Source organism: Microbacterium hibisci (genome assembly GCF_015278255.1).
GTDB lineage: Bacteria > Actinomycetota > Actinomycetes > Actinomycetales > Microbacteriaceae > Microbacterium > Microbacterium hibisci.
Map to the genome: position 1 here is coordinate 268,292 of NZ_JADIJC010000003.1, position 21,886 is coordinate 290,177.

Below are 21,886 nucleotides of genomic sequence, written 5' to 3' on the forward strand. Positions count from 1 at the left end.
AGACGAACGACGAGAAAGGCGAGAACATGGCACGCGACGTACTCAGCATCGGACAGGTGCGCATCCACTCCGGCGGCGCGACGCGCGACGACGCGATGCGGGAGGCGGCCGACATCCTGCAGTCCGCCGGCGCGGTCACCGGCCGGTACTACGACGCCATGCTGCAGCGGGAGCAGACGGTGTCGACGTACATGGGCAACGAGCTCGCGATCCCGCACGGCACGAACGAGACCAAGGCCGAGATCCTCGAGTCCGCCCTGTCGGTCGTGCGCTACGACGGGGGCGTCGACTGGGACGGCAACCCGGTGACGTTCGTGGTCGGCATCGCGGGCAAGGGCGACGAGCACCTCGAGATCCTGTCGCAGATCGCGATCCTGTTCTCGGACGAGGACGACGTGGCGCGCCTGAAGCAGGCGCAGACCCCCGAGGAGCTGTTCAGCCTGGTGTCTGCGGCGGGCGTGTGATGAAAGCGGTCCACTTCGGCGCCGGCAACATCGGGCGCGGGTTCGTCGGACTGCTCCTGCACCAGGGCGGGTACCAGCTGGTGTTCTCGGACGTGGCCGCCCCGCTCGTCGACGCGATCAACCGCGTCGACCGCTACACGGTGCACGAGGTGGGCGCGGGCGGCCACGACACCGTCGTCACCGGCTTCCGCGCGATCAACAGCGCGGAGCACCCCGACCAGGTGATCGACGAGATCGCCGGCGCGAACGTCGTGACGACGGCCGTCGGTCCGACGATCCTGAAGTTCGTCGCGCCGCACATCGTGGCGGGCCTCGCGCTGCGCGACCCGGCGAAACCGCCGCTGCAGATCATGGCGTGCGAGAACGCGATCAACGCGACCGACCTGCTGCGCGACGAGATCAAGGCGCTCGCCGGCGAAGCGTGGGACGCGCTGGCGTCGCGCACGGTGTTCGCGAACACCGCGGTGGACCGCATCGTCCCGGCGCAGCCGGATGGCGCGGGGGTCGACGTCACGGTCGAGCCGTTCTTCGAGTGGGCGATCGAGCGGCCGCCGTTCGGCGACGACCCGCCGAACATCCCTGGAGCGCACTTCGTCGACGACCTCGACCCGTATATCGAGCGCAAGCTGTTCACGGTCAACACCGGGCACGCGACGGCGGCGTACTTCGGCGCGCAGGCGGGCATCGAAGCCATCGCCGACGCGCTCGCCGACGCGGGCGTCGCCGCACGCGTGGAGGCGGCGCTGGAGGAGACGTCGGCGCTGCTGGAGGCCAAGCACGGGCTCGACGCGTCGTCGCTGGCGGACTACCGCGCGACGATCCTGGGCCGCTTCCGCAACACGGCGCTCCCCGACACGGTGTGGCGGGTGGGTCGCCAGCCGCTGCGGAAGCTGTCGCGGCACGAGCGCTTCGTGGGGCCCGCCGCCGAGGCGGCAGAACGCGGCCTGAGCGTCGACGCGCTGGTCGCAGCGATGGGCGCGGCGCTCGAGTTCGACGACACCGAGGACGCCCAGGCCGTGGACCTGCAGCGGATGCTGCGCGAGCAGGATGCGGCCTCGTTCACCGAGTCGGTCACGGGCCTCGAGCCGGGGCATCCGCTCTTCGTGAAGGTGCAGGCGGTCGTGGCCGCGCGCCAGGCCGACCTGGGGCTCCCAGGAGACTGATCACCGGCGCGTCTACGCTCATGTGGTGACCGCACCCGACACCGCCCTCTCGCCCACCTCCGACGCCGCCGCTCCGGACGCGGGTGCTGCGAACACCGCCGCGCCGCGCCCCCGTGGCAAGGGCCTGCGGATCCTCTGGTGGGTGCTGGGATCGGTCGGCGCGCTGATCGGCATCGCGGTGGCCGGCATCGTCATCTGGAGCCAGGTCGGCGTGATGGCCGCCGAGCCCGGGCCGCTCGCCGAGGTGCGGGCCGACCCTGCGATCTCCATCACCGACTCCGATGCGGGCATCGTGCTGTCCCCCACCGGCGAGTCCGCCGACGTCGGGCTCGTGTACATCCCGGGCGCGAAGGTCGATCCGTGGGCGTACACCTCCAAGGTGTCGGACCTCGTCGCCGAAGACGGCATGACCGTCGTGATCACCAAGCCGTGGCTCAACCTCGCCTTCTTCGACCTGCGGCCGCTGTCGGCCTTCACCGGCCTCGCGCCGGACGTCGGCACGTGGCTCGTCGGCGGTCACTCGCTCGGCGGAGTGCGCGCGTGCCAGCTGGCGACGGATGCCGACGGCCTGGCCCTCTTCGGCTCGTACTGCTCGAACGACCTGTCGGAGTCGGGCCTGCCGGTGGTCAGCGTCTCGGGCAGCGAGGACGGACTGTCGACGCCGGAGAAGATCGCGGACGCACGCCACCTCCTGCCCGCCGACGCGGAACTGCACGAGATCGAGGGCGCCAGCCACTCCTCGTTCGGCGACTACGGACCGCAGGCCGGCGACAACACGCCCACGATCTCGGACGAGGACATGCGTGACGAGCTCACCGAGCTCGTCGGCCCGTTCGCGCTCGCCGTCCCCGCTCGCTGACCCCCGGGCCGGCGCGGTCGGGTGCCGTTCGGTTGTCGCAACACGCGGGATCGCGCGAGCCATTCCGCGTGTGCGCCATACGAAGCACCCGGGCGGCGGGTGCGCCCGCGCCCCCGACCTAGACTCGAATCCCGTGACCGTCATCCTCGCGGCGATCGCGGCCTTCGTCGCCGCGGTGATCCAGCGCATCACCGGCCTCGGCTTCGTGCTCGTGCTCGTCGGCCCCATCGTGCTGCTCTACGGCCCCGTCGAGGGCGTCACGCTCGGCGTGCTCCTCGCGCTCGTGGCCTCGCTCACCGCGATCCCGCTGGTGTGGCGGCAGATCGACTGGGGTCGCTCGTGGTGGCTGATCTGGCCGGGTCTCGTGGCCGCGCCCTTCGGCGCGCTGCTCGTGCGGCTGCTGCCCGACGCCGCGCTCCTGCTGCTCATCGCCGCCATGGCGTACTTCGCTCTCGTCGCCGGGCACCTTCCCGCGCTGTCGGCGACGCTGACGGGGCGCACCGGCGCCGTCGTCGCGGGCTCCGCGGCCGGCTTCATGCACGTCGCGAGCGGGCTGTCGGGGCCACCGCTCGCCGCCTACGCCGTGGGCGACCGGTGGCCGCAGCGCCGGTTCGCCGCGAGCGCGCAGCTGATCTTCCTGGTGTTCGGCGTGGTGTCGGTGGCGCTGCGCGGGCTTCCCGTCTCGCCCATCGAAGACGTCGGCACGCTCGCGGTCGCGACGGTCGCCGGCATCGGGATCGGCACCGTCCTCTCGCGCAACGTCTCGCCCCGGATCGCCCGCGGCGCCATGCTGGTGCTCGCGTGGGCCGGCGCGACGGTGGTGCTGGTGCGCGGCATCCTGGCACTCTTCTTCTGAGCGCACCGTCGCAGACGCCCGTCGTCCGGTGGCCGGCGGGCAGGGTCACGGCGCGATTTCGGTTAATGCCGACTCACGCCTAGTGTTCTCTCCGGCGGAATCGGCACGAGGACGTGCCGGCTGACGAACGTGAGGATCAATGAGCGACCACCGCTATGCCATCATCGGCGCCGGTCCGTCGGGACTCGCAGCGGCACGAGCACTGCAGCAGGCGGGCATCGACTTCGACGGGTACGAGGCGTCGCGCGGCGTCGGCGGCCTGTGGGACATCGAGAACCCACGGTCGACGATGTACGAGTCGGCCCACCTGATCTCGTCGCGCACGACGACCGAGTTCACCGAGTTCCCGATGCGCACGACGGCCGACTATCCCAGCCATCGCGAGCTGATCTCGTACTTCCGCGACTTCGCCGACCACTTCGGGCTTACGGGGCACTTCCGCTTCGACACGAGGGTCACGGCGCTCGACCGCACGGACGACGGAGGATGGACGCTGCGCGCCGAGCTCTCGGCCGGCGCCACCGCCTCTCCGGAACCGACCGACCCGGCCACCGCGGCCGAGGTGATCGAGCGCCGGTACGACGGCGTGATCCTCGCCAACGGCACCCTCGCCGAGCCGAACGTGCCGGCCTTCCGCGGCGAGTTCACCGGCGAGCTGCTCCACACCAGCGCCTACAAGGCCGCGTCGCAGCTGACGGGCAAACGCGTGCTCATCATCGGCGCGGGCAACTCGGGCTGCGACATCGCGGTCGACGCGGTCCACCACGCCGCATCCGTCGACATGAGTGTGCGCCGCGGGTACTACTTCGTCCCGCGCTATCTGTTCGGCCGCCCCTCCGACACGCTCAACCAGGGCCGGCCGCTCCCGGCCCGCCTCAAGCAGTTCGTCGACACCCGCGTGCTGCGCGCCTTCACCGGCGATCCGGTGCGGTTCGGGTTCCCGAAGCCGGACTACCGGATCTACGAGTCGCACCCGATCGTGAACACACTGATCCTCAACCACCTGGGGCAGGGCGACCTGCGGGTCATGCCCGACATCGATCGCTTCGACGGCCCCACGGTGCACTTCCGCGACGGCTCGTCGGCCGAGTACGACACCGTGCTGCTCGCGACCGGCTACAAGCTCGACTACCCCTTCGTCGACCGCACCGAGCTCGCGTGGTCCGGCATGGCCCCGCGCCTGTTCCTCAACGCCTTCCCGCCGTCGTTCAACGGACTGTTCGTGATGGGCATGATCGAGGCATCCGGAATCGGCTGGCAGGGCCGCTATGAGCAGGCCGAGCTCATCGCCGCCTACCTCGCCGCCGTCGAACGCCACCCCGAGCGGGCAGCCGCCTTCCGGCGGCGCGTGGCCGGCGAGCGCTGGCCCGACCTCACCGGCGGCTACAAGTATCTGGGACTCGAGCGCATGTCGTACTACGTCAACAAGGACGCCTATCGCTCGGCGGTGCGCGCCGCGGCCCAGACGCTGATAACGGATGCCGCCACGAACGGCGGGCGGCGCGGCACAGGCCGCCGAGCCCGGACCGCGCCTCGCCCGACGGCTTCCGAGAAGGTGAACGCATGAATCCGGACGACGTCCTCCTCAACTTCAACCCGGGCACGCTCGTGATCCTCAACGTGGTGCTGGGCCTCATCATGTTCGGCATCGCGCTCGACACGACGCTCGACGATTTCAAGGTCGTCGCCCGCAAGCCCAAGCCGTTCGTCATCGCGATCCTCGCGCAGCTCGTCGTGCTGCCCGCCGTGACCTTCGGCCTGACCCTCATCCTGCCCGTCACGCCGTCGATGGCGCTGGGCATGATCCTCGTCGCGTGCTGCCCGCCCGGCAACATCTCGCAGGTGCTCACGCACCGCTCGGGGGGCAACGTCGCACTGTCGGTGTCGATGACGGCGGTGTCGAATCTCATCTACATCTTCGTGCTGCCGCTGTCGGTCGCCTTCTGGGGCTCCCTGCACCCGACGGCGCGCGAGCTCCTGGTCGCGGTCGAGCTCAACCCGTGGGCGATGCTCGGCGACATCCTCCTGATCATCGGGCTGCCGTTCGCGCTCGGCCTGTTCATCCGGCATCGCTTCCCGCGCTTCGCGACCCGCGTGCAGCCATGGGTGAAGTGGTTCTCGCTGCTGGCCCTCGTCGGCTTCATCGTCGCGGCACTGGCCGGCAACTGGGCGTACTTCGTCGCGTTCCTCGGCATCATCGTGCTCGTCGTGACGATCCACGACGCGGTCGCCCTCGCGATCGGCTACGGCACGGCGGTCGTCGGCGGCCTCGGCACGCGCGAGCGCAAGGCGATGACCTTCGAGGTCGGCATCCGCAACGCCGGCCTCGGTCTCGGCCTCGTCTTCGCGTTCTTCGGCGGACTGGGCGGCATGGCCATCGTCGCCGGGTGGTGGGGCATCTGGGACATCATCGCCGGCCTCATCGTCGCCGCCCTCTGGGCGCGCCACACGAAGCGCCGCACCGGCTCGGCGAAGGGCGACGCGTCCCGCCACGCGCTGCGCGGTGCGTCCGGCGGTGAGGCCGCCGATGCTCCCGGCGCGGGGTCCGATGCCGGCGGCGCCGGGCCGACGCCCTCGGGTGCCCCCGATGCCGCGGGGCCTGTCGCATGAGCCGGCGCGTCCTCGTCACCGGCGGCGCCGGCTTCCTCGGCTCCCACGTCGCAGCGGCGCTGGTCGCCCGCCCCGATGTCGAACTCGTCGTCGCCGGCGATGTGCGGCGGCCGCAGCATCCTGTCGACGGCGTCGTCTACGACGACTGCGACGTGACCCGTCCCGACGGTCTGGTGCCCCTGCTGCGACGCCACGACATCGATGTCGTGGTGCACCTGGCCGCCATCGTCAACCCCGGTCGCGACCACGACCTCGAGTACCGCGTCGACGTCGACGGCTCGCGGCGCGTGCTCGACGCCTGCATCGAGGCCGGGGTGAGCCGCATCGTGGTGTCGTCGTCCGGAGCCGCCTACGGGTATCACGCCGACAGCCCGGAGTGGCTGCGCGAGAGCGACCCGGTGCGCGGCAACGAGGAGTTCCCTTACTCGAAGCACAAGCGCCTCGTCGAGCAGCTCCTCGCCGACTGCCGCGAGGCCCATCCCGAGCTCGAGCAGGTGGTGTTCCGCATCGGCACGATCCTCGGTCCGACCGTGCAGAACCAGATCACCGCACTCTGGGACGGCCGGGCGCTCCTCAAGGTGCGCGGCTCCGAGTCGCCGTTCGTCTTCGTGTGGGTGGACGACGTCGCCGGGGCGATGGCCCGAGCCGCGACCGACGGACCCCCCGGCGTCTACAACGTCGCCGGTGACGGCCGCGTGACGGTGCCCGAGATCGCGCGGCGCCTCGGCAAGCCCGTCGTCACCGTGCCCGCGGGCGTGCTCGCCTTCGCGCTGCGGATGGGACGGATGCTGCACCTCACCCCGCACGGCCCCGAGCAGGTCGGCTTCCTCCGCTACCGCCCGGTGCTCGCCAACGACGCCCTCAAGCGCGACTTCGGCTTCACGCCCTCGAAGACGTCATCCGAGGCCTTCGAGGCCTACCTCGAGACGCACCCCGGCGTCGCCCGCCGCTGACGCCCCGCCGAGCCGGCGGGTCGACTACGCGTCGAAGCCGTCGGCGATGAGGTCGATCAGCTCCTCGCGCTCCTCCACCGGGAGGAAGGCGCCGGCGGCGGCGTTGAGCTGGAATGCCTCGAGGTCGTCGAGGCCGTACTCGAAGGTCTCGGCCAGCAGGGCGAGCTCGCGCGTCAGCGACGTGCGGCTCATCGTGCGGTTGTCGACGTTCACCGTGACGGCGAAGCCGAGCTGGTACAGCAGGTCGAAGGGGTGATCCTCGAGGGTCGTGCCCCAGCGCTCGATGGCGCCGGTCTGCAGGTTCGACGACGGCGAGAGCTCCAGCGGGATCTCGCGGTCGCGCACCCAGCGCGCGAGGTCGCCGAACTGCACGAGCACCTCTTCGCCGGCCCGCGAGACGACCTCGAGGTCTTCGGCCAGGCGCACGCCGTGCCCCAGGCGCAGCGCGCGTCCGTCGATGAGCGCGGAGCGGATCGAGTCCAGCCCCGCCGCCTCGCCCGCGTGGACGGTCACGGGGAAGAACTCCGAAGCGAGGTAGTCGAACGCCTCGCGGTGGTTCGACGCCGGGAACCCGTCCTCGGCGCCGGCGATGTCGAAGCCCACCGCACCGCGGCTGCGCCAGTCCACGGCCAGGCGCGCGATCTCGAGCGAACGGTCGGCGTGGCGCATGGCCGTGATGAGCTGGCCGACACGGATGTCGTGCCCACGGCGCTCGGCCGCGTCCTCGCCCTCCTCGATGCCCTCCTGCACCGCCGCGACGACCTCGTCGAGCGACAGCCCCCGGCCGAGGTGCTGCTCCGGCGCCCACCGCACCTCGCCGTAGATGACGCCGTCGGCCGCGAGGTCCTCGACGAATTCGCGGGCGACCCGCGTGAGGCCCTCGCGGGTCTGCATCACCGCGGTGGTGAGGTCGAAGGTCTTCAGGTACTCGACCAGAGAGCCCGAGTCGCTCTTCTCGGCGAACCAGTCGCCCAGGTCGTCGGCGTCGGACTCCGGCACCTCCAGCCCGATCGCGTCGGCGAGCTCGATGATGGTCGCCGGGCGCACGCCGCCGTCGAGGTGATCATGCAGCGACACCTTGGGAAGGCCGCGGATCGACAGGCCGTCGAGGATGGCGTCGCCGTGCTGATCGATGGGCATGAGTTCTCCTGGTGGGATCGCGGATGGGATGAGGATGGATGCCGCGGCCCCTACGGCATGAGGAGCGGGGCCGCGCCGGCGCCCGGTGCGGGACTGCCCCAGCCTAGGCGGTGATGCGTTCGAGGACGAGTGGAGCGGACGCCGGAGCATCCGCGCCGATCGTCCACGCGCCCTCGAGGGCCTCGAGCGCGCGGTCGAACCGCGTCGCATCCTCGCCCAGCAGGGTGAACAGCGGCTGACCGGCCGACACCTGGTCGCCCGGCTTCACGTGCAGGTCGATGCCCGCGGCGTGCAGCACCGGGTCCTGGGCGCGGGCACGGCCGGCACCGAGGCGCCACGCCGCGATGCCGAAGGGCAGCGCCTCCATCCCGGTCACGAAGCCGGCTTCGGTGGCGGTGACGGTGTGCGTCTCGTTCGGGGCCGGGAGCGCGGCATCCGGGTCCCCGTCCTGCGCGCGGATCATCGCACGCCAGACGTCCATCGCGCGGCCGTCCTGCAGCGCCGCCTCGACGTCGGCGTCGGGGTGCCCGGCGAGCGCGAGCATCTCGCGCGCCAGCGCGACGGTCAGCTCGACGACGTCGGCGGGTCCGCCGCCGGCGAGCACCTCGACCGACTCGCGCACCTCGTTGGCGTTGCCGATGGCGAGGCCGAGCGGCGTGTTCATGTCGGTGAGGAGCGCGGTGGTCGCCACTCCCGAGTCGGTGCCGAGCTCCACCATGGTGCGAGCCAGCTCGCGGGCGCGGTCGACGTCGCGCATGAAGGCGCCCGAGCCGAACTTCACGTCGAGCACGAGCGAGTCGGTGCCCTCGGCGATCTTCTTCGACATGATGCTCGAGGCGATGAGCGGTATCGCCTCGACGGTGCCCGTGACATCGCGCAGCGCGTAGAGCTTCTTGTCGGCGGGCGCGAGGCCCGAGCCGGCGGCGCAGATGACGGGGCCGACGTCGCGCAGCTGCGCGAACATCTCGTCGTTCGACAGCGCGGCGCGCCAGCCGGGGATCGACTCGAGCTTGTCGAGCGTGCCGCCGGTGTGACCGAGACCGCGGCCCGAGAGCTGCGGCACCGCGACGCCGAACGAGGCCACGAGCGGGGCGAGCGGCAGCGTGATCTTGTCGCCGACACCGCCGGTGGAGTGCTTGTCGACGGTGGGCTTGCCGAGCCCGGCGAAGCCCATCCGCTCCCCGGATCGGATCATCGCGTCGGTCATGACGCGGATCTCGTCGCGCGTCATGCCGTTGAGGAGCACGGCCATCGCGAATGCGGCCATCTGCGAGTCGGCGACGTAGCCGCGCGTGTAGGCGTCGACCATCCATCGCAGCGCGGGCTCGGGCACCGCTCCCCCGTCGCGCTTGGCCCGGATGACGTCGACGGCGTCGAACGGCTCGACGCCCTGCTCGCCGGTCATCGCCCGGCGTCCTCGAGGTCGCGCGGTCCGAAGGCGTCGGGCAGCACCTCGTCCATCGTCCGGATGCCCGAGACCGTCTCGAGCAGCATGCCCGGGATCGCGAACTCGTACAGCAGCTGCCGGCAGCGACCGCACGGCATGATCGTGTCGCCGTGCCCGTTCACGCACACGAAGGCGACGAGCCCGCCGCCGCCCGACGCCGCGAGCTCGCTGACGAGTCCGCATTCGGCGCACAGCGTCACGCCGTACGACGCGTTCTCGACGTTGCAGCCGGTCACGATGCGGCCGTCGGTCACCAGCGCGGCGGCCCCGACCTTGTAGCGCGAGTAGGGGGCGTAGGCGCGCTGCATCGCCTCCGTCGCCGCGGCGCGCAGCTCATCCCAGTCGATGTCGGTCACGAGCGCGCTCCATTCACGTCGGGTCGGGTATCAGGAGGGTCGACGGATGCCGCGGCCCGGCATCCGTCGCCCTTCATCTGCGCGGCGGGCACCGCGTCACCCCTTGATGTACGGCTTGCCCGCCGCTGCGGGGCCGCGTATCTGCCCCGCGAACCCGGCGACCGCGAGGATCGTCACGAGGTACGGGAGCATCAGCATGAACTCGCTCGGGATCGGGGTCTTCAGCACCGTCAGCAGGTTCTGCAGGTTCGTCACGAATCCGAACATCAGCGCGGCGAGGGTGGCGCGGATCGGATCCCAGCGACCGAAGATGACCGCGGCGAGGGCGATGAAGCCGAGGCCCGCCGTCATCTCCTTGCCGAACTGGGGCACCGAGACGAGCGTGAAGTACGCGCCGCCGATGCCGGCGACCGCGCCCGCGAGCGAGACGTTCCAGAAGCGCGAGGTGTTCACGCGGATGCCGACGGTGTCGGCCGCCTGCGGGTGCTCGCCGACCGCGCGCAGGCGCAGGCCCCAGCGGGTGCGGTACAGGGCCCAGGCCACCAGCGCCACCGTGATGAACATCAGGTACACGATGAACGTCTGGTTGAACAGCACCGGGCCGATGATCGGGATGTCGCTGAGCAGCGGGATCTTGATGCGGGTGAAGCGCACCGGGTTGTTCAGCAGCGACTCGTTCGGCGCCAGCAGCGCCCCGTAGAGGAAGCCGGTGAGACCCGTCACGAGGACGTTCAGCACGACGCCGACGATGACCTGCTCGACGAGGTACTTGATCGCGAAGGCCGCGAGGACGAAGGCAACGAGCACGCCGCCGATCATCGCGCCGATCAGACCGACGAACGGGTTGTGCGTGATGCTCGAGAGCACGGCCGCCGTGAAGGCCCCGAGCAGCAGCTGCCCCTCGATGGCGACGTTGACGACGCCCACGCGCTCGCCGATGACGCCGCCGAGGGCGCCGAACACGAGCGGCACCGAGAGCGACACCGCACCGACGAGCAGGCTCGAGACCGGCACGAGGCCGCCTGCTCCGGCCCACACCAGGAAGGCGAAGACCGCCAGCACTCCGAACACGATGACCAGCCACAGGCCCGGCGATCGGTACGACCACGTGTCCCACACCGACCAGGCCGTCAGCAGCACCAGGACGGCGACGAGGATCCAGCAGGTCGGCGCGGTGGGAAGCACGACGTCCGGCAACGCGAACGCCGAATCCCGCCCGCCGAGACGGAACGTGCTGACGCCGTCGCGCGGCACCAGGAGGAACAGCGCGGCGAGCAGCAGCGTGACCGCGCCGAGCACGATCGAGGTCTTGAAGTGACGCTGGCGCACGGTGGCCAGGTGGATCGTCCCGTCCTGGGACGTCGTCGGTGCCAGAGCGCTCACGAGGTCACCGCCTTCTTCGAAGCCTTGGCTCGCGCCTTGGCCGCCTTCTCGGCGTCGGTCTTCGGGAGGAAGAAGATCGTCCGCAGCAGCGGCGGCGCCGCGATGAACAGCACGATCAGCGACTGGACGACCAGGACGATGTCGACGGGGATCCCCTGGGCCTGCATCGAGAACGATCCCGCCTTCAGCATGCCGAACAGGATGCCGGCGGCGAACGTGCCCCACGCCCGACTGCGGCCGAGGAGGGCGACGGTGATGGCGTCGAACCCGATCCCCGCGTCGATCGTCGCGGTGAAGCCGGTGGTCACCGATCCCTGGATCTGATTCATGGCGGCCAGGCCCGCGAGCCCGCCCGCGAACAGCATGGCGTAGATGTAGATGCGCCGCACGCTGATGCCGGCGGCGCGGGCCGCGTGCGGGTTCTCGCCGACCGCCCGCATCCGCAGACCGAGGCTCGAGCGCTCCACAAGCCACCACACGAGCACGGTGGCGAGCACGACGATGACGAATCCCCAGTCCAGCGAGGGGAACTGCGGGCCGAACAGGTCGGGGAACTGCGCGGTCTCCGGCGTCGCCGAGCTGATGGGCTGGTTCGTGCCCTCCTTCTGCAGCAGGCCCGGGGTGCGGATCATCCACAGCAGCAGGTAGTACGCGACGTAGTTGAACATGATCGTGAGGATCACTTCGTGCGCGCCGGTGTAGGCCTTCAGCACGCCCACCAGGCCGCCCCACAGCGCACCTCCCACGATGCCCGCCAGCAGGGTCGCCGGCAGGTGGAGCCACATCGGAAGGTCGATGTGGAACGTGAACAGGGCGGCGAAGATGGCGCCCATCAGCATCTGGCCGCGGGCGCCGATGTTGAACAGCCCGACGCGGAACGCGAGGGCGACGCCGAGACCCGCCGCGATGAGCGGCGCGGCGAAGCCGAGCGCGTTGGTCAACGGCCTGATCTGCGCGGCGAAGTCGGCGCCGCGCGCATTGAACACCGCGCCGCGGAACAGCGCCTCGTAGCCGCCGTAGACAGCCGCCCACGCGGCGGCGAACGTGTCGCCCGGACGGGCGAAGAAGTAGACGGATGCCTCCTGGACGTCCTCGTCCGTGAGGGCGATCAGGATGCCGCCCACGAGCATCGCGAGCACGATGGCGAGGATCGTGGTGACGACGCTGCCGCGCATCAGCTCTCTGAGGAAGACGTTCGCGCGCGGCGGGGCCGGCGGCTGCTGACCGGTCAGCGGGCTGGAGATGCTCGGCAGCTGTTCGTCGCCGGGTCGCGCCGCCTGGTCGGCGCCGGGGGTCGCGCCGCTCATGCCGCCGTCTCCGTGTCCGTCGCGCCGGCCATCATGAGGCCGAGCGCCTCGCGCGAGGTGTCGCCCGGCACGACGCCGACGATCGTGCCGCGGTACATCACCGCGACCCGGTCGGCGAGCGCCGCGACCTCGTCGAGCTCGGTGGAGACGACGATGACGGGGATGCCGGCATCCCGGGTCTCGACGATCCGCTTGTGGATGAACTCGATCGAGCCGACATCCACGCCGCGCGTGGGCTGGGCGGCGACGAGCAGGCGCAGGTCGCGGCTCATCTCCCTCGCGATCACCACCTTCTGCTGGTTGCCGCCCGACAGGGCGCCCGCCGGAGTGGCCGGACCCTGGGTGCGGATGTCGTACTCGGCGATCCGTTCCTTCGCGAAGGATTCGACGGTCTGCCGCCGGATGGTGCCGCCGCGGACGAATTCGGCGTCGCCCGACCGGTCGAGGATGAGGTTCTCGGCGACGGAGAAGTTTCCGACCAGGCCGTCCTCGTTGCGGTCCTCGGGGACGAACCCGACCCCCGCGTCGAGGATCGCCCTGACGCTCTTGCCGGCGAGCTCCACGCCGTCGAGCACGATCGACCCCTCGACCCGCGGCGCGAGGCCGACGATGGCCTCGACGAGCTCGGTCTGGCCGTTGCCCTGCACGCCGGCCACGGCGAGGATCTCGCCCGGGCGCACCTCGAAGCTCACGTCGTCGACGACGATCGCTCCGGCCGGCGTGAGCACGCGCAGGTTCGACACCTTCAGCCCGCCCTCGCCGATGCGGGGTGCGTCCTTGTGCACGCGCAGCTCGACCGCGCGCCCCACCATGAGAGAGGCGAGCTCGGCGTTCGTAGCCGTGGGCTCGGCCTGGCCGACGACCTTCCCGAGGCGGATGACGGTGATGTCGTCCGCGACCTCGCGGACCTCGCGCAGCTTGTGGGTGATGAACACGATCGCCGTGCCCTCGTCGCGCAGCTGGCGCATGATCGCCATGAGCTCGTCGGTCTCCTGCGGGGTGAGCACCGCCGTCGGCTCGTCGAACACGAGCACCTGGGCGTCGCGCGAGAGCGCCTTGATGATCTCGACGCGCTGCTGCACGCCGACGGGGAGGTCGCCGACGACGGCGTCGGGATCGATCTCGAACCCGAATCGGTCGGCGACGTCGCGCACGTGCCGGCGGGCCGCGTTGAGGTCGAGCATGCCGGGACCCTTGGTGGTCTCGTGACCGAGCATGACGTTCTCGGCCACGGTGAAGACGGGGATCAGCATGAAGTGCTGGTGGACCATCCCGATTCCCGCGGCCATGGCGTCGCCGGGCCCCCGGAAGTGCTGTATGGCGTCGTCGAGGAGGATCTCGCCCTCGTCCGCCTGGTAGAGACCGTAGAGGACGTTCATCAGGGTCGACTTGCCCGCGCCGTTCTCACCGAGCAGGGCATGGATCCGCCCGGGCTCCACGACGAGATCGATGTGGTCGTTCGCGACCAGACTGCCGAATCTCTTGGTGATCCCGCGGAGTTCCAGCTTCATATGTGCACCCTATAGATTGGCTCGGCTGCGGCGCTATGCGCGCCGCTGCGCGGGACGCCGCGCCCCGCGAACGGTCTCCGCACGCTTCGGGGCGGACAGCGGATGACCGCTGCCCGCCCCGAAGCGTGCACCGAGATCACGGGGAGTTGGTCGACTCCACCACGATGTCACCGGCGATGATCTGCTCCTGCAGAGCCGTCAGCTCGTCGAGCAGTCCCTCGGGCAGCTGCGACTCGAAGTCGTGGAAGCTCGACAGCTTCACGCCCTCGTTCTCGAGCGTGCCGACGTAGGGCTCCGGGTCGAAGTCGCCCGCCGCGGCGGCCACCGTCGCGTCGTAGACGGCGACGTCGATCGCCTTCATGATCGAGACGAGGGTGAGGTCGGCGACGTCGGGGTCGGCGACCACGAGGTCCTTGTCCACACCGAGCATGACGACGCCCGAGCCGGCGTCCGTGATCGCGGCCGCGGCGCTCTGGTAGATCGGCCCGCCGACCGGGAGGATCACGTCGACGCCCTGGTCGAGCACGCCCTGTGCGGTCTGCTTGGCGGTGTCGTTCGCCTCGAAGCCGCCCGTGAACGAGCCGGTCTGCGCCTCAGCGTCCCAGCCGAAGACCTGGACGTCGCCGCCCTTGTCCTCGTTGTACTTCTCGACGCCCTGCTGGTAGCCGTCCATGAAGACTGCGACCGACGGGATCTGCATGCCGCCGAAGGTGCCGACCTTGTTCACACCGCTCTGCGCGGACCACGCCGCCGCGGCGTAGCCGCCGAGGTAAGCGGCCTCAGCGGTGTTGAACACGAGGGGCTTGATGTTCGGGGCATCCGTCGTGCCGTCGAAGTCGGTGTCGGCGAAGTCGTCGATGATCGCGTAGTTCACGTCGGGGTTCGCGGTCGCCGACTCGACGGTGGCGGCGGCGAGGTTGAAGCCGACCGCGACGATGAGCGTGCAGCCCTCGGCGACGGCGGTCTCCATGTTCGGCGCGTAGTCGTTCTCCGAGGTCGACTCGAGCTCGAGGGGCTCGATGCCGAGCTCTTCGGCGGCGCGGTCCATGCCCTCCTTGGCGGACTGGTTGAACGACTTGTCGTTCCAGCCGCCCGCGTCGGAGATGAGGCAGGGCTGGAAGCCCTCGACGACGTCGCTGCCGCCCGCGTCGCCGGTGGCGTCGGGCTCGGGTGCGCTGCCGCAGCCCGCGAGGGCCAGCGCGATGCTCGCAGCGGCGGCAAGGCCGGCGAGCTTCTTGGTGCGTGAGATGGTCAACTCAGCCTCCACTCGTGACCCCGCGTCCTTCACGGGGACTGCACAAAGTTACCCACTGTGACGGCGCGGTTGCATGCTCGGCGGGGCGCCGTTCGCGAAAGGTTACAAAGACGCAATATCCCGCTCAGATGAGCAGGCGATCAGGGAAAACGGATGCCGCGGGCCGCGGCATCCGTCACAGCACTTCGCCGCGCCCGCTGAGCTTGAGCGCGTCCACGACGCCCTTGACCCGCTGGGCGTGCTCGCTGGTGGTGACGAGCAGTGCGTCCTCGGTGTCGACGACGACGATGTCGCGCACGCCGATGAGGCTGATGACCCGGCGGGTCTGGCTGACCACGATGCCGCTCGCCGCGTCGGAGAGGATGCGCGCGTTCTCGCCGAGGATCGCGAGGTCGTTCTTGCGTCCGTGCGAGTTGAGCTTCGCGAGGCTCGCGAAGTCGCCCACGTCGTCCCAGTCGAAGTGGCCCGGGATGACGGCGAGCCGGCCCTTCGCCGCCGCCGGCTCGGCGACGGCGTAGTCGATCGCGATCTTCTTGAGCGTCGGCCATACGCGGTCCACGACCGGTCCGCGCTGCTCGCGGTCGTCCCACGCGTCGGCGAGCTCCATCAGCCCGGCGTACAGCTCGGGTTCGTTCTCGGCGATCTCACCGAGCAGCACGTCGGCCCGCGAGATGAACATGCCTGCGTTCCACAGGTAGTTGCGGTCGGCGAAGTAGTCCTTCGCGGTCTCGAGGTCGGGCTTCTCGACGAAGCTCTCCACGAGCGCCGCCTCGGGGGCGCCGTCGACCGGCAGCGCCGCGCCCTTCTTGATGTAGCCGAAGCCCACCGACGGCTCGGACGGCTGGATGCCGATGGTGCAGATGTAGCCCTGGCGGGCTGTGGCGACCGCCTGGTTCACCGCCCACTCGAACAGCTGCGGCACCCGGATGACGTGGTCGGCGGCGAACGAGCCGATGATCACGTCGGGCTCGCGGCGCGCGAGGATCGCCGCGGCGAGGCCGATGGCGGCGGTGGAGTCGCGGGGCTCCGATTCGAGGACGACGTTCTCGTCCGCGATGCCGGGCAGCTCCTTCTCGACCGCCGCGCGATGGGCACGGCCCGTCACCACGGCGATGCGGTCGGGCCCCGCCAGGGGTGCCAGGCGATCCCACGTGTCGCGCAGCAGCGTCTGCCCCGATCCCGTGAGATCGTGCAGGAACTTGGGGGCGTCGGCGCGCGACAGCGGCCACAGCCGGCTGCCGATGCCGCCCGCCGGGATGACGGCGTAGAAGTCGTCGATGGGTCCGGACATGCCTCACAGAGTAGCCGCCCGCCGAAACAACCCCGGTTCTTGCCGGGGGCGAAGATCCCTCCGGAAGAGGGGACCGTAAGGATGCCCTTCGTCGCCCCCACGCGAGATGCGGGAATAGGATGGACACAGCGCCCGCGTGACGCCGACGGCCCGAAGCGCACCGCTCCGGGCCCTCTTCGGGGGTCGACCTCACAGTCCGAGGGCACCCCACCGTGTTTCGATCCAAGGAGGACGGACGTGTCTGCACCAGCACGCGTCACACCGTCGGTATCCGAGACCACCTCCCGAGTTCCCCGCGGCACGCTGTACCGCGGGAACGAGGGCATGTGGTCATGGGTGCTGCACCGCATCACCGGCGTCGCCATCTTCTTCTTCCTGCTCGTGCACATCCTCGACACGGCACTCATCCGGGTGTCGCCCGAGGCGTACGACGCGGTCATCGGCACTTACAAGAACCCGGTGATGGCACTCGGTGAAGTCGCCCTCGTCGGCGCCATCGCGTACCACGCCTACAACGGCTTGCGGATCATCCTGGTCGACTTCTGGTCGTGGGCCACACGCCACCAGCGCCAGCTGTGGTGGGGCGTCCTGGGCCTGTGGGTCGTCACGATGCTGGGCTTCGTCCCGCGCCACCTGATGCTCGCGTTCGCTCCGGGAGGGGGCCACTGATGACCGCCATCGCCGAACCCCGTGCACCCCGGGCCGCCGTCCGCCGCAAGGGTCCGAACCTCGAGAAGTGGGGCTGGATCTACATGCGCGCGTCGGGCGTGCTGCTGGTCGTCCTCATCTTCGGCCACCTGTTCGTGAACCTCATGCTCGGCGAGGGCATCCACGGCATCGACTTCGCGTTCGTGGCCGGCAAGTTCGCGTCGCCGTTCTGGCAGTGGTGGGACGTGCTGATGCTGTGGCTGGCACTGATCCACGGCGCCAACGGCATGCGCACGATCGTCAACGATTACGTGACCCACCAGGGCACCCGCCGCGTGCTGGTGTGGGCGCTGTGGCTCGCCGCCGCTTTCCTCATCGTGCTCGGCACGCTGGTGGTGTTCACGTTCGACCCGTGCCTCGGCTTCGACGCCGAGACGGCCTCGAACGTCATCATCGACATCTGCAGCGCCCAGGGCTGAGCGCGACCCCCCGGCTAGAGACAATCGAGGCAATCGACACGTGAGCACCCAGACCGCGGACTCCTACGTCAAGGACGGCGTCCACTACCACCAGTTCGACATCGTCATCGTGGGCGCCGGCGGCGCCGGCATGCGGGCGGCCATCGAGGCGGGTCCCGGCGCGAAGACGGCCGTCATCTCGAAGCTCTACCCCACGCGCTCGCACACCGGTGCGGCGCAGGGCGGCATGGCGGCGGCCCTCGCCAACGTCGAAGAGGACTCGTGGGAGTGGCACACGTTCGACACCGTCAAGGGCGGCGACTACCTCGTCGACCAGGACGCGGCCGAGATCCTCGCGAAGGAGGCCATCGACGCGGTCATCGACCTCGAGAACATGGGCCTGCCGTTCAACCGCACGCCCGACGGCAAGATCGACCAGCGGCGCTTCGGCGGCCACACGGCCGACCACGGCAAGACGCCGGTGCGCCGCGCGTGCTACGCCGCGGACCGCACCGGCCACATGATCCTCCAGACGCTGTTCCAGAACTGCGTCAAGCTCGGGATCAACTTCTTCAACGAGTTCTACGTGCTCGACCTGATCACCGTGAACAAGGCCGAGGGCGGCACCGAGATCGCGGGCGTCGTGGCGTACGAGCTCGCCACCGGCGACCTCCACGTCTTCCACTCGAAGGCCGTGATCTTCGCGACCGGCGGCTTCGGCAAGATCTTCAAGACGACGTCGAACGCCCACACGCTCACCGGCGACGGCGTCGGCATCATCTGGCGCAAGGGCCTGCCGCTGGAAGACATGGAGTTCTTCCAGTTCCACCCGACCGGCCTCGCCGGGCTCGGCATCCTTCTCACCGAAGGCGCCCGCGGAGAAGGCGCGATCCTGCGCAACGTCTCGGGCGAGCGCTTCATGGAGCGCTACGCCCCCACCATCAAGGACCTCGCGCCGCGCGACATCGTGAGCCGCTGCATGGTCCAGGAGGTGGCCGAAGGCCGCGGCGCCGGACCGCACCGCGACTACGTGCTGCTGGACTGCACGCACCTCGGCGCCGAGGTGCTCGAGACCAAGCTCCCCGACATCACCGAGTTCGCCCGCACCTACCTGGGCGTCGACCCGGTCGTCGAGCCGGTGCCGGTCATGCCGACCGCGCACTACGCGATGGGCGGCATCCCGACCAACAACGACGCGCAGGTGCTCTCGGACAACACGACGGTCGTCCCCGGCCTCTACGCCGCCGGCGAGTGCGCGTGCGTCTCGGTGCACGGCTCGAACCGCCTGGGGACGAACTCGCTCCTCGACATCAACGTCTTCGGCAAGCGCGCCGGGCGCAACGCCGTCGAGTACGTCAAGACCGCCGAGTTCGTGCCGCTCCCCGACGACCCGGCCGCCGAGGTCCGCGGTCTCATCGAGGGCCTGCGCAGCAACCAGGGCACGGAGCGCATCGCCGTCCTCCGCAAGACGCTGCAGGACGAGATGGACCGCAAGGCGCAGGTGTTCCGCACCGACGAGTCGCTGAGCGAGGTGCTCCTCACGATCGAGGAGCTGCGCGAGCGGTACAAGAACGTGCACGTCGACGACAAGGGCAAGCGGTTCAACACCGACCTGCTCGAGGCCGTCGAGCTCGGCTTCCTGCTCGACATCGCCGAGGTCGTGGTCGTCACGGCGAAGAACCGCAAGGAGAGCCGCGGCGGTCACATGCGCGACGACTTCCCCAAGCGCGACGACGACAACTACATGCAGCACACGATGGCGTACCTGTCGGGCGACCCGCACTCGTCCAACGCCGAAGACCACATCCGTCTGGGCTGGAAGCCCGTCGTCTTCACCAAGAACGAGAAGGGCGAGTTGAACTACCCGCCGATGGAGAGGAAGTACTGATGGCGACCTCGGTCACCGACGTCATCGAGCGCACCGACGCCGACGCCCCCGCGCGCGCGGAGGAGACCGCGAACGACACCGGCATCCAGTCGTTCCTGGTCACCTTCATCATCCGCCGCTTCGACCCCGAAGTCGACGAGGAGCCGCGCTGGGTCGACTACGACGTCGAGCTGTACTCCACCGACCGCGTGCTGGACGCCCTGCACAAGATCAAGTGGGAGGTCGACGGCTCGCTGTCGTTCCGCCGCTCGTGCGCCCACGGCATCTGCGGCTCCGACGCGATGCGCATCAACGGCCGCAACCGCCTGGCGTGCAAGACGCTGATCAAGGACCTCGACATCTCGCAGCCGATCTACGTCGAGGCGATCAAGGGCCTGCCCCTCGAGAAGGACCTCATCGTCGACATGGAGCCGTTCTTCGCGTCGTACCGCGAGGTGCAGCCCTTCCTCATCGCGAACTCCAAGCCCGAGGCGGGCAAGGAGCGCATCCAGTCGATCGTCGACCGCGAGGTGTTCGACGACACCACGAAGTGCATCCTGTGCGCCGCGTGCACGTCGTCGTGCCCCGTCTTCTGGACCGACGGCCAGTACTTCGGACCGGCCGCGATCGTCAACGCGCACCGCTTCATCTTCGACTCGCGCGACGACGCGGGCGACGTGCGCCTCGACATCCTCAACGACAAGGAAGGCGTGTGGCGCTGCCGCACGACCTTCAACTGCACCGAGGCCTGCCCGCGTGGCATCGAGGTCACGAAGGCCATCGCCGAGGTCAAGCAGGCGGTCCTCCGCGGCCGCCCGTAACCGCGATTCACTTCTACGCAGACGGATGCCGCATCGCTGAGCGATGCGGCATCCGTCTGTCGCTACTCTGAACTTCGTGAGCGAACGGGACGTGGGCGCGAAGAAGCCGACGCGCGCGCAGGGTCACGAGCAGGACCGGGATCAGGCAGACGCCGCGCAGCGCGAGGAGGAGTCGCTCCGGGCGCGGTGGGAGTCCACGCAGGAGAGCCTGCGCCAGCGGTTCGACGAGCCGATCAGCAGGGCCACCGCGCTCACCCAGCGCACCATGGCGTGGTTCCCGATCCGTGTGTGGCGGCACTTCCTGCAGCACAACGGCTTCCTGCTCGCCGCGGGCGTCAGCTACCAGGCGCTCTTCGCCACCTTCGCCGCGATCTACGTCGCGTTCGCGATCACGGGGCTGTGGCTCGGCGGCAGCTCGGACGCCGTGCAGGGCCTCATCAACCTCATCAACAGCTACATTCCGGGGCTCATCGCCCCGGAGGGCGGTCTGTTCACACCCGACCAGGTGGAGGCGATCGCGACCGACAACGCCGGCGTGCTGGGCATCACGGGCATCATCGCCCTGGGCACCCTCATCTGGACCGCGATCGGGTTCGTCACCTTCACGCGTCGTGCCGTGCGCGACATCTTCGGGCTGCCACCCGACCTCCGGAGCTACTTCTTCCTCAAAGCGCGGGATCTGTTCGGCGCCGCCCTGTTCGCCCTGGCACTGGTCGTCGGCTTCGCCGCCACGACGATCGGCACCTACGCGCTGACGTGGCTGTTCGGGCTCCTCGGATGGACCGAAGCCTCGAGCTGGGCGGGCGTGGCGACCACCCTCGGCTCGATCCTCATCTCGTTCGTGATCTTCAGCGCCGCGCTCGGCGCGCTCATCCGGTTCCTCACGGGCACGAAGCTGCCGTGGCGGCGCATCTGGCCGGGCGCACTCCTGGGCGGCGGCGCGATCACGGTGCTGCAGCTGTTCACCGGCTGGCTCTTCGTCTACACGCCCACCAACGCGCTGCTGGCGACGTTCGCGATCTTCGTCGGCCTCCTGCTGTGGTTCCGCATCATCGGCATCATCATGCTGGTCGCCGCGGCGTGGATCGCGGTGTCGGCGAAGGACGACGAGGTGCCGCTCCTTCCGCAGACCGAGGCCCAGCGGCTCGCTGCCGAGCACTCCGCGCTGCTCGTCGCCGCGCGCGTACGGCTGCGCACCGCCCAGCAGGCGCGCGACACCGCGCCCTGGTACCGCGTCTTCGCCGCCGACCGCGCCGTGCGCGCCGCCGAACAGGAGCTGTCGCAGGTCGAGGCGGCCACTCCCCCGGCACCGGCGAAGAGGGCGGGCAGCCTCTTCGAGTGAGGCGTCCCTCGCCGGGGCGCCGGGCGCTCTCGGGCTCGCCGAGGCGCCGGGGCGCGGCGGGGGGTGCCGGGCGCGGCGGGGGCGCCGGACGATCTCGCGCGCGTCGACGGATGTCGCGGGCGCCGGACGATCTCCGCGCGTCCGGGGGATGTCGG

20 protein-coding genes are annotated in these 21,886 nt (G+C 70.2%); 12 read left to right on the forward strand and 8 right to left on the reverse strand.

The annotated features are described in order from the left end of the window. The first annotated feature begins 26 nt into the window (after nt 1-26). The 7 genes from IM770_RS08085 to IM770_RS08115 all read left to right on the forward strand — a co-directional run bounded on the left by IM770_RS08085 (nt 27) and on the right by IM770_RS08115 (nt 6,905). Nucleotides 27-464 (forward strand): PTS mannitol transporter subunit IIA, encoded by a 438-nt coding sequence (locus tag IM770_RS08085; RefSeq protein WP_203580617.1) that lies wholly within the window; start codon nt 27-29, stop codon nt 462-464. Beyond that, nucleotides 464-1,627: a mannitol-1-phosphate 5-dehydrogenase gene (locus IM770_RS08090; RefSeq protein WP_203580687.1), complete on the forward strand. Its 1,164-nt coding sequence runs from the start codon at nt 464-466 to the stop codon at nt 1,625-1,627. The genes IM770_RS08085 and IM770_RS08090 overlap by 1 nt, the downstream gene beginning before the upstream one ends. Before the next feature lie 25 nt (nt 1,628-1,652). Then, a complete protein-coding gene (locus IM770_RS08095) occupies nt 1,653-2,486 on the forward strand; it encodes an alpha/beta hydrolase (RefSeq protein ID WP_203580618.1) in 834 nt (277 codons plus the stop codon). Between the two features lie 133 nt (nt 2,487-2,619). Further along, nucleotides 2,620-3,342 (forward strand): TSUP family transporter, encoded by a 723-nt coding sequence (locus tag IM770_RS08100; protein WP_203580619.1) that lies wholly within the window; start codon nt 2,620-2,622, stop codon nt 3,340-3,342. Nucleotides 3,343-3,481: 139 nt separating this feature from the next. After that, nucleotides 3,482-4,909 (forward strand): flavin-containing monooxygenase, encoded by a 1,428-nt coding sequence (locus IM770_RS08105; protein ID WP_203580620.1) that lies wholly within the window; start codon nt 3,482-3,484, stop codon nt 4,907-4,909. Beyond that, complete coding sequence (locus IM770_RS08110; RefSeq protein WP_203580621.1) at nt 4,906-5,952, forward strand: bile acid:sodium symporter family protein; 1,047 nt, start codon at nt 4,906-4,908, stop codon at nt 5,950-5,952. Before IM770_RS08105 ends, IM770_RS08110 begins: the two co-directional genes overlap by 4 nt. Beyond that, a complete protein-coding gene (locus tag IM770_RS08115) occupies nt 5,949-6,905 on the forward strand; it encodes an SDR family oxidoreductase (RefSeq protein ID WP_203580622.1) in 957 nt (318 codons plus the stop codon). Before IM770_RS08110 ends, IM770_RS08115 begins: the two co-directional genes overlap by 4 nt. Nucleotides 6,906-6,929: 24 nt before the next feature. Here the strand turns inward: IM770_RS08115 and IM770_RS08120 are convergent, their stop codons facing one another. The 8 genes from IM770_RS08120 to IM770_RS08155 all read right to left on the reverse strand — a co-directional run bounded on the left by IM770_RS08120 (nt 6,930) and on the right by IM770_RS08155 (nt 16,595). After that, nucleotides 6,930-8,045: an adenosine deaminase gene (locus IM770_RS08120; protein ID WP_203580623.1), complete on the reverse strand. Its 1,116-nt coding sequence runs from the start codon at nt 8,043-8,045 to the stop codon at nt 6,930-6,932. Between the two features lie 103 nt (nt 8,046-8,148). Continuing rightward, the gene (locus IM770_RS08125) at nt 8,149-9,450 is read right to left on the reverse strand and encodes a thymidine phosphorylase (RefSeq protein ID WP_203580624.1); all 1,302 of its coding nucleotides are present in this window, start codon (nt 9,448-9,450) and stop codon (nt 8,149-8,151) included. After that, a complete protein-coding gene (locus IM770_RS08130) occupies nt 9,447-9,848 on the reverse strand; it encodes a cytidine deaminase (protein ID WP_203580625.1) in 402 nt (133 codons plus the stop codon). Before IM770_RS08130 ends, IM770_RS08125 begins: the two co-directional genes overlap by 4 nt. A 96-nt stretch (nt 9,849-9,944) precedes the next feature. Next, nucleotides 9,945-11,231: an ABC transporter permease gene (locus IM770_RS08135; RefSeq protein ID WP_203580626.1), complete on the reverse strand. Its 1,287-nt coding sequence runs from the start codon at nt 11,229-11,231 to the stop codon at nt 9,945-9,947. Continuing rightward, nucleotides 11,228-12,538 (reverse strand): ABC transporter permease, encoded by a 1,311-nt coding sequence (locus IM770_RS08140; protein WP_203580627.1) that lies wholly within the window; start codon nt 12,536-12,538, stop codon nt 11,228-11,230. The genes IM770_RS08135 and IM770_RS08140 overlap by 4 nt, the downstream gene beginning before the upstream one ends. Beyond that, nucleotides 12,535-14,049 (reverse strand): ABC transporter ATP-binding protein, encoded by a 1,515-nt coding sequence (locus tag IM770_RS08145; RefSeq protein WP_203580628.1) that lies wholly within the window; start codon nt 14,047-14,049, stop codon nt 12,535-12,537. The genes IM770_RS08140 and IM770_RS08145 overlap by 4 nt, the downstream gene beginning before the upstream one ends. 136 nt (nt 14,050-14,185) lie before the next feature. Continuing rightward, complete coding sequence (locus tag IM770_RS08150) at nt 14,186-15,304, reverse strand: BMP family lipoprotein (RefSeq protein ID WP_203580629.1); 1,119 nt, start codon at nt 15,302-15,304, stop codon at nt 14,186-14,188. Between the two features lie 175 nt (nt 15,305-15,479). Then, nucleotides 15,480-16,595 (reverse strand): mannose-1-phosphate guanylyltransferase, encoded by a 1,116-nt coding sequence (locus IM770_RS08155; RefSeq protein ID WP_203580630.1) that lies wholly within the window; start codon nt 16,593-16,595, stop codon nt 15,480-15,482. A 237-nt stretch (nt 16,596-16,832) separates the two neighbouring features. On the opposite strand from IM770_RS08155, the gene sdhC reads away from it, so the two are divergent. The 5 genes from sdhC to IM770_RS08180 all read left to right on the forward strand — a co-directional run bounded on the left by sdhC (nt 16,833) and on the right by IM770_RS08180 (nt 21,731). Continuing rightward, entirely contained in the window at nt 16,833-17,264 is a 432-nt protein-coding gene (sdhC, locus tag IM770_RS08160) for a succinate dehydrogenase, cytochrome b556 subunit (RefSeq protein WP_203580631.1), read from the forward strand. Further along, the gene (locus IM770_RS08165; RefSeq protein ID WP_203580632.1) at nt 17,264-17,722 is read left to right on the forward strand and encodes a succinate dehydrogenase hydrophobic membrane anchor subunit; all 459 of its coding nucleotides are present in this window, start codon (nt 17,264-17,266) and stop codon (nt 17,720-17,722) included. Before sdhC ends, IM770_RS08165 begins: the two co-directional genes overlap by 1 nt. Before the next feature lie 40 nt (nt 17,723-17,762). Beyond that, on the forward strand, nt 17,763-19,589 hold the full coding sequence (gene sdhA / locus IM770_RS08170; RefSeq protein ID WP_203580633.1) for a succinate dehydrogenase flavoprotein subunit: 1,827 nt from the start codon (nt 17,763-17,765) through the stop codon (nt 19,587-19,589). Continuing rightward, on the forward strand, nt 19,589-20,389 hold the full coding sequence (locus IM770_RS08175; protein ID WP_203580634.1) for a succinate dehydrogenase iron-sulfur subunit: 801 nt from the start codon (nt 19,589-19,591) through the stop codon (nt 20,387-20,389). Before sdhA ends, IM770_RS08175 begins: the two co-directional genes overlap by 1 nt. A gap of 76 nt (nt 20,390-20,465) precedes the next feature. Continuing rightward, on the forward strand, nt 20,466-21,731 hold the full coding sequence (locus tag IM770_RS08180) for a YihY/virulence factor BrkB family protein (RefSeq protein WP_307785403.1): 1,266 nt from the start codon (nt 20,466-20,468) through the stop codon (nt 21,729-21,731). Nucleotides 21,732-21,886 lie beyond the last annotated feature (155 nt).

Coding starts and splice junctions, on each gene's coding strand:
- IM770_RS08085 (WP_203580617.1), top strand. CDS start 27: ATGGCACGCGACGTACTCAGCATCGGACAGGTGCGCATCCACTCCGGC.
- IM770_RS08165 (WP_203580632.1), top strand. CDS start 17,264: ATGACCGCCATCGCCGAACCCCGTGCACCCCGGGCCGCCGTCCGCCGC.
- IM770_RS08145 (WP_203580628.1), bottom strand. CDS start 14,049: ATGAAGCTGGAACTCCGCGGGATCACCAAGAGATTCGGCAGTCTGGTC.
- IM770_RS08105 (WP_203580620.1), top strand. CDS start 3,482: ATGAGCGACCACCGCTATGCCATCATCGGCGCCGGTCCGTCGGGACTC.
- IM770_RS08125 (WP_203580624.1), bottom strand. CDS start 9,450: ATGACCGGCGAGCAGGGCGTCGAGCCGTTCGACGCCGTCGACGTCATC.
- IM770_RS08110 (WP_203580621.1), top strand. CDS start 4,906: ATGAATCCGGACGACGTCCTCCTCAACTTCAACCCGGGCACGCTCGTG.
- IM770_RS08140 (WP_203580627.1), bottom strand. CDS start 12,538: ATGAGCGGCGCGACCCCCGGCGCCGACCAGGCGGCGCGACCCGGCGAC.
- IM770_RS08155 (WP_203580630.1), bottom strand. CDS start 16,595: ATGTCCGGACCCATCGACGACTTCTACGCCGTCATCCCGGCGGGCGGC.
- IM770_RS08115 (WP_203580622.1), top strand. CDS start 5,949: ATGAGCCGGCGCGTCCTCGTCACCGGCGGCGCCGGCTTCCTCGGCTCC.
- IM770_RS08175 (WP_203580634.1), top strand. CDS start 19,589: ATGGCGACCTCGGTCACCGACGTCATCGAGCGCACCGACGCCGACGCC.
- IM770_RS08090 (WP_203580687.1), top strand. CDS start 464: ATGAAAGCGGTCCACTTCGGCGCCGGCAACATCGGGCGCGGGTTCGTC.
- IM770_RS08120 (WP_203580623.1), bottom strand. CDS start 8,045: ATGCCCATCGATCAGCACGGCGACGCCATCCTCGACGGCCTGTCGATC.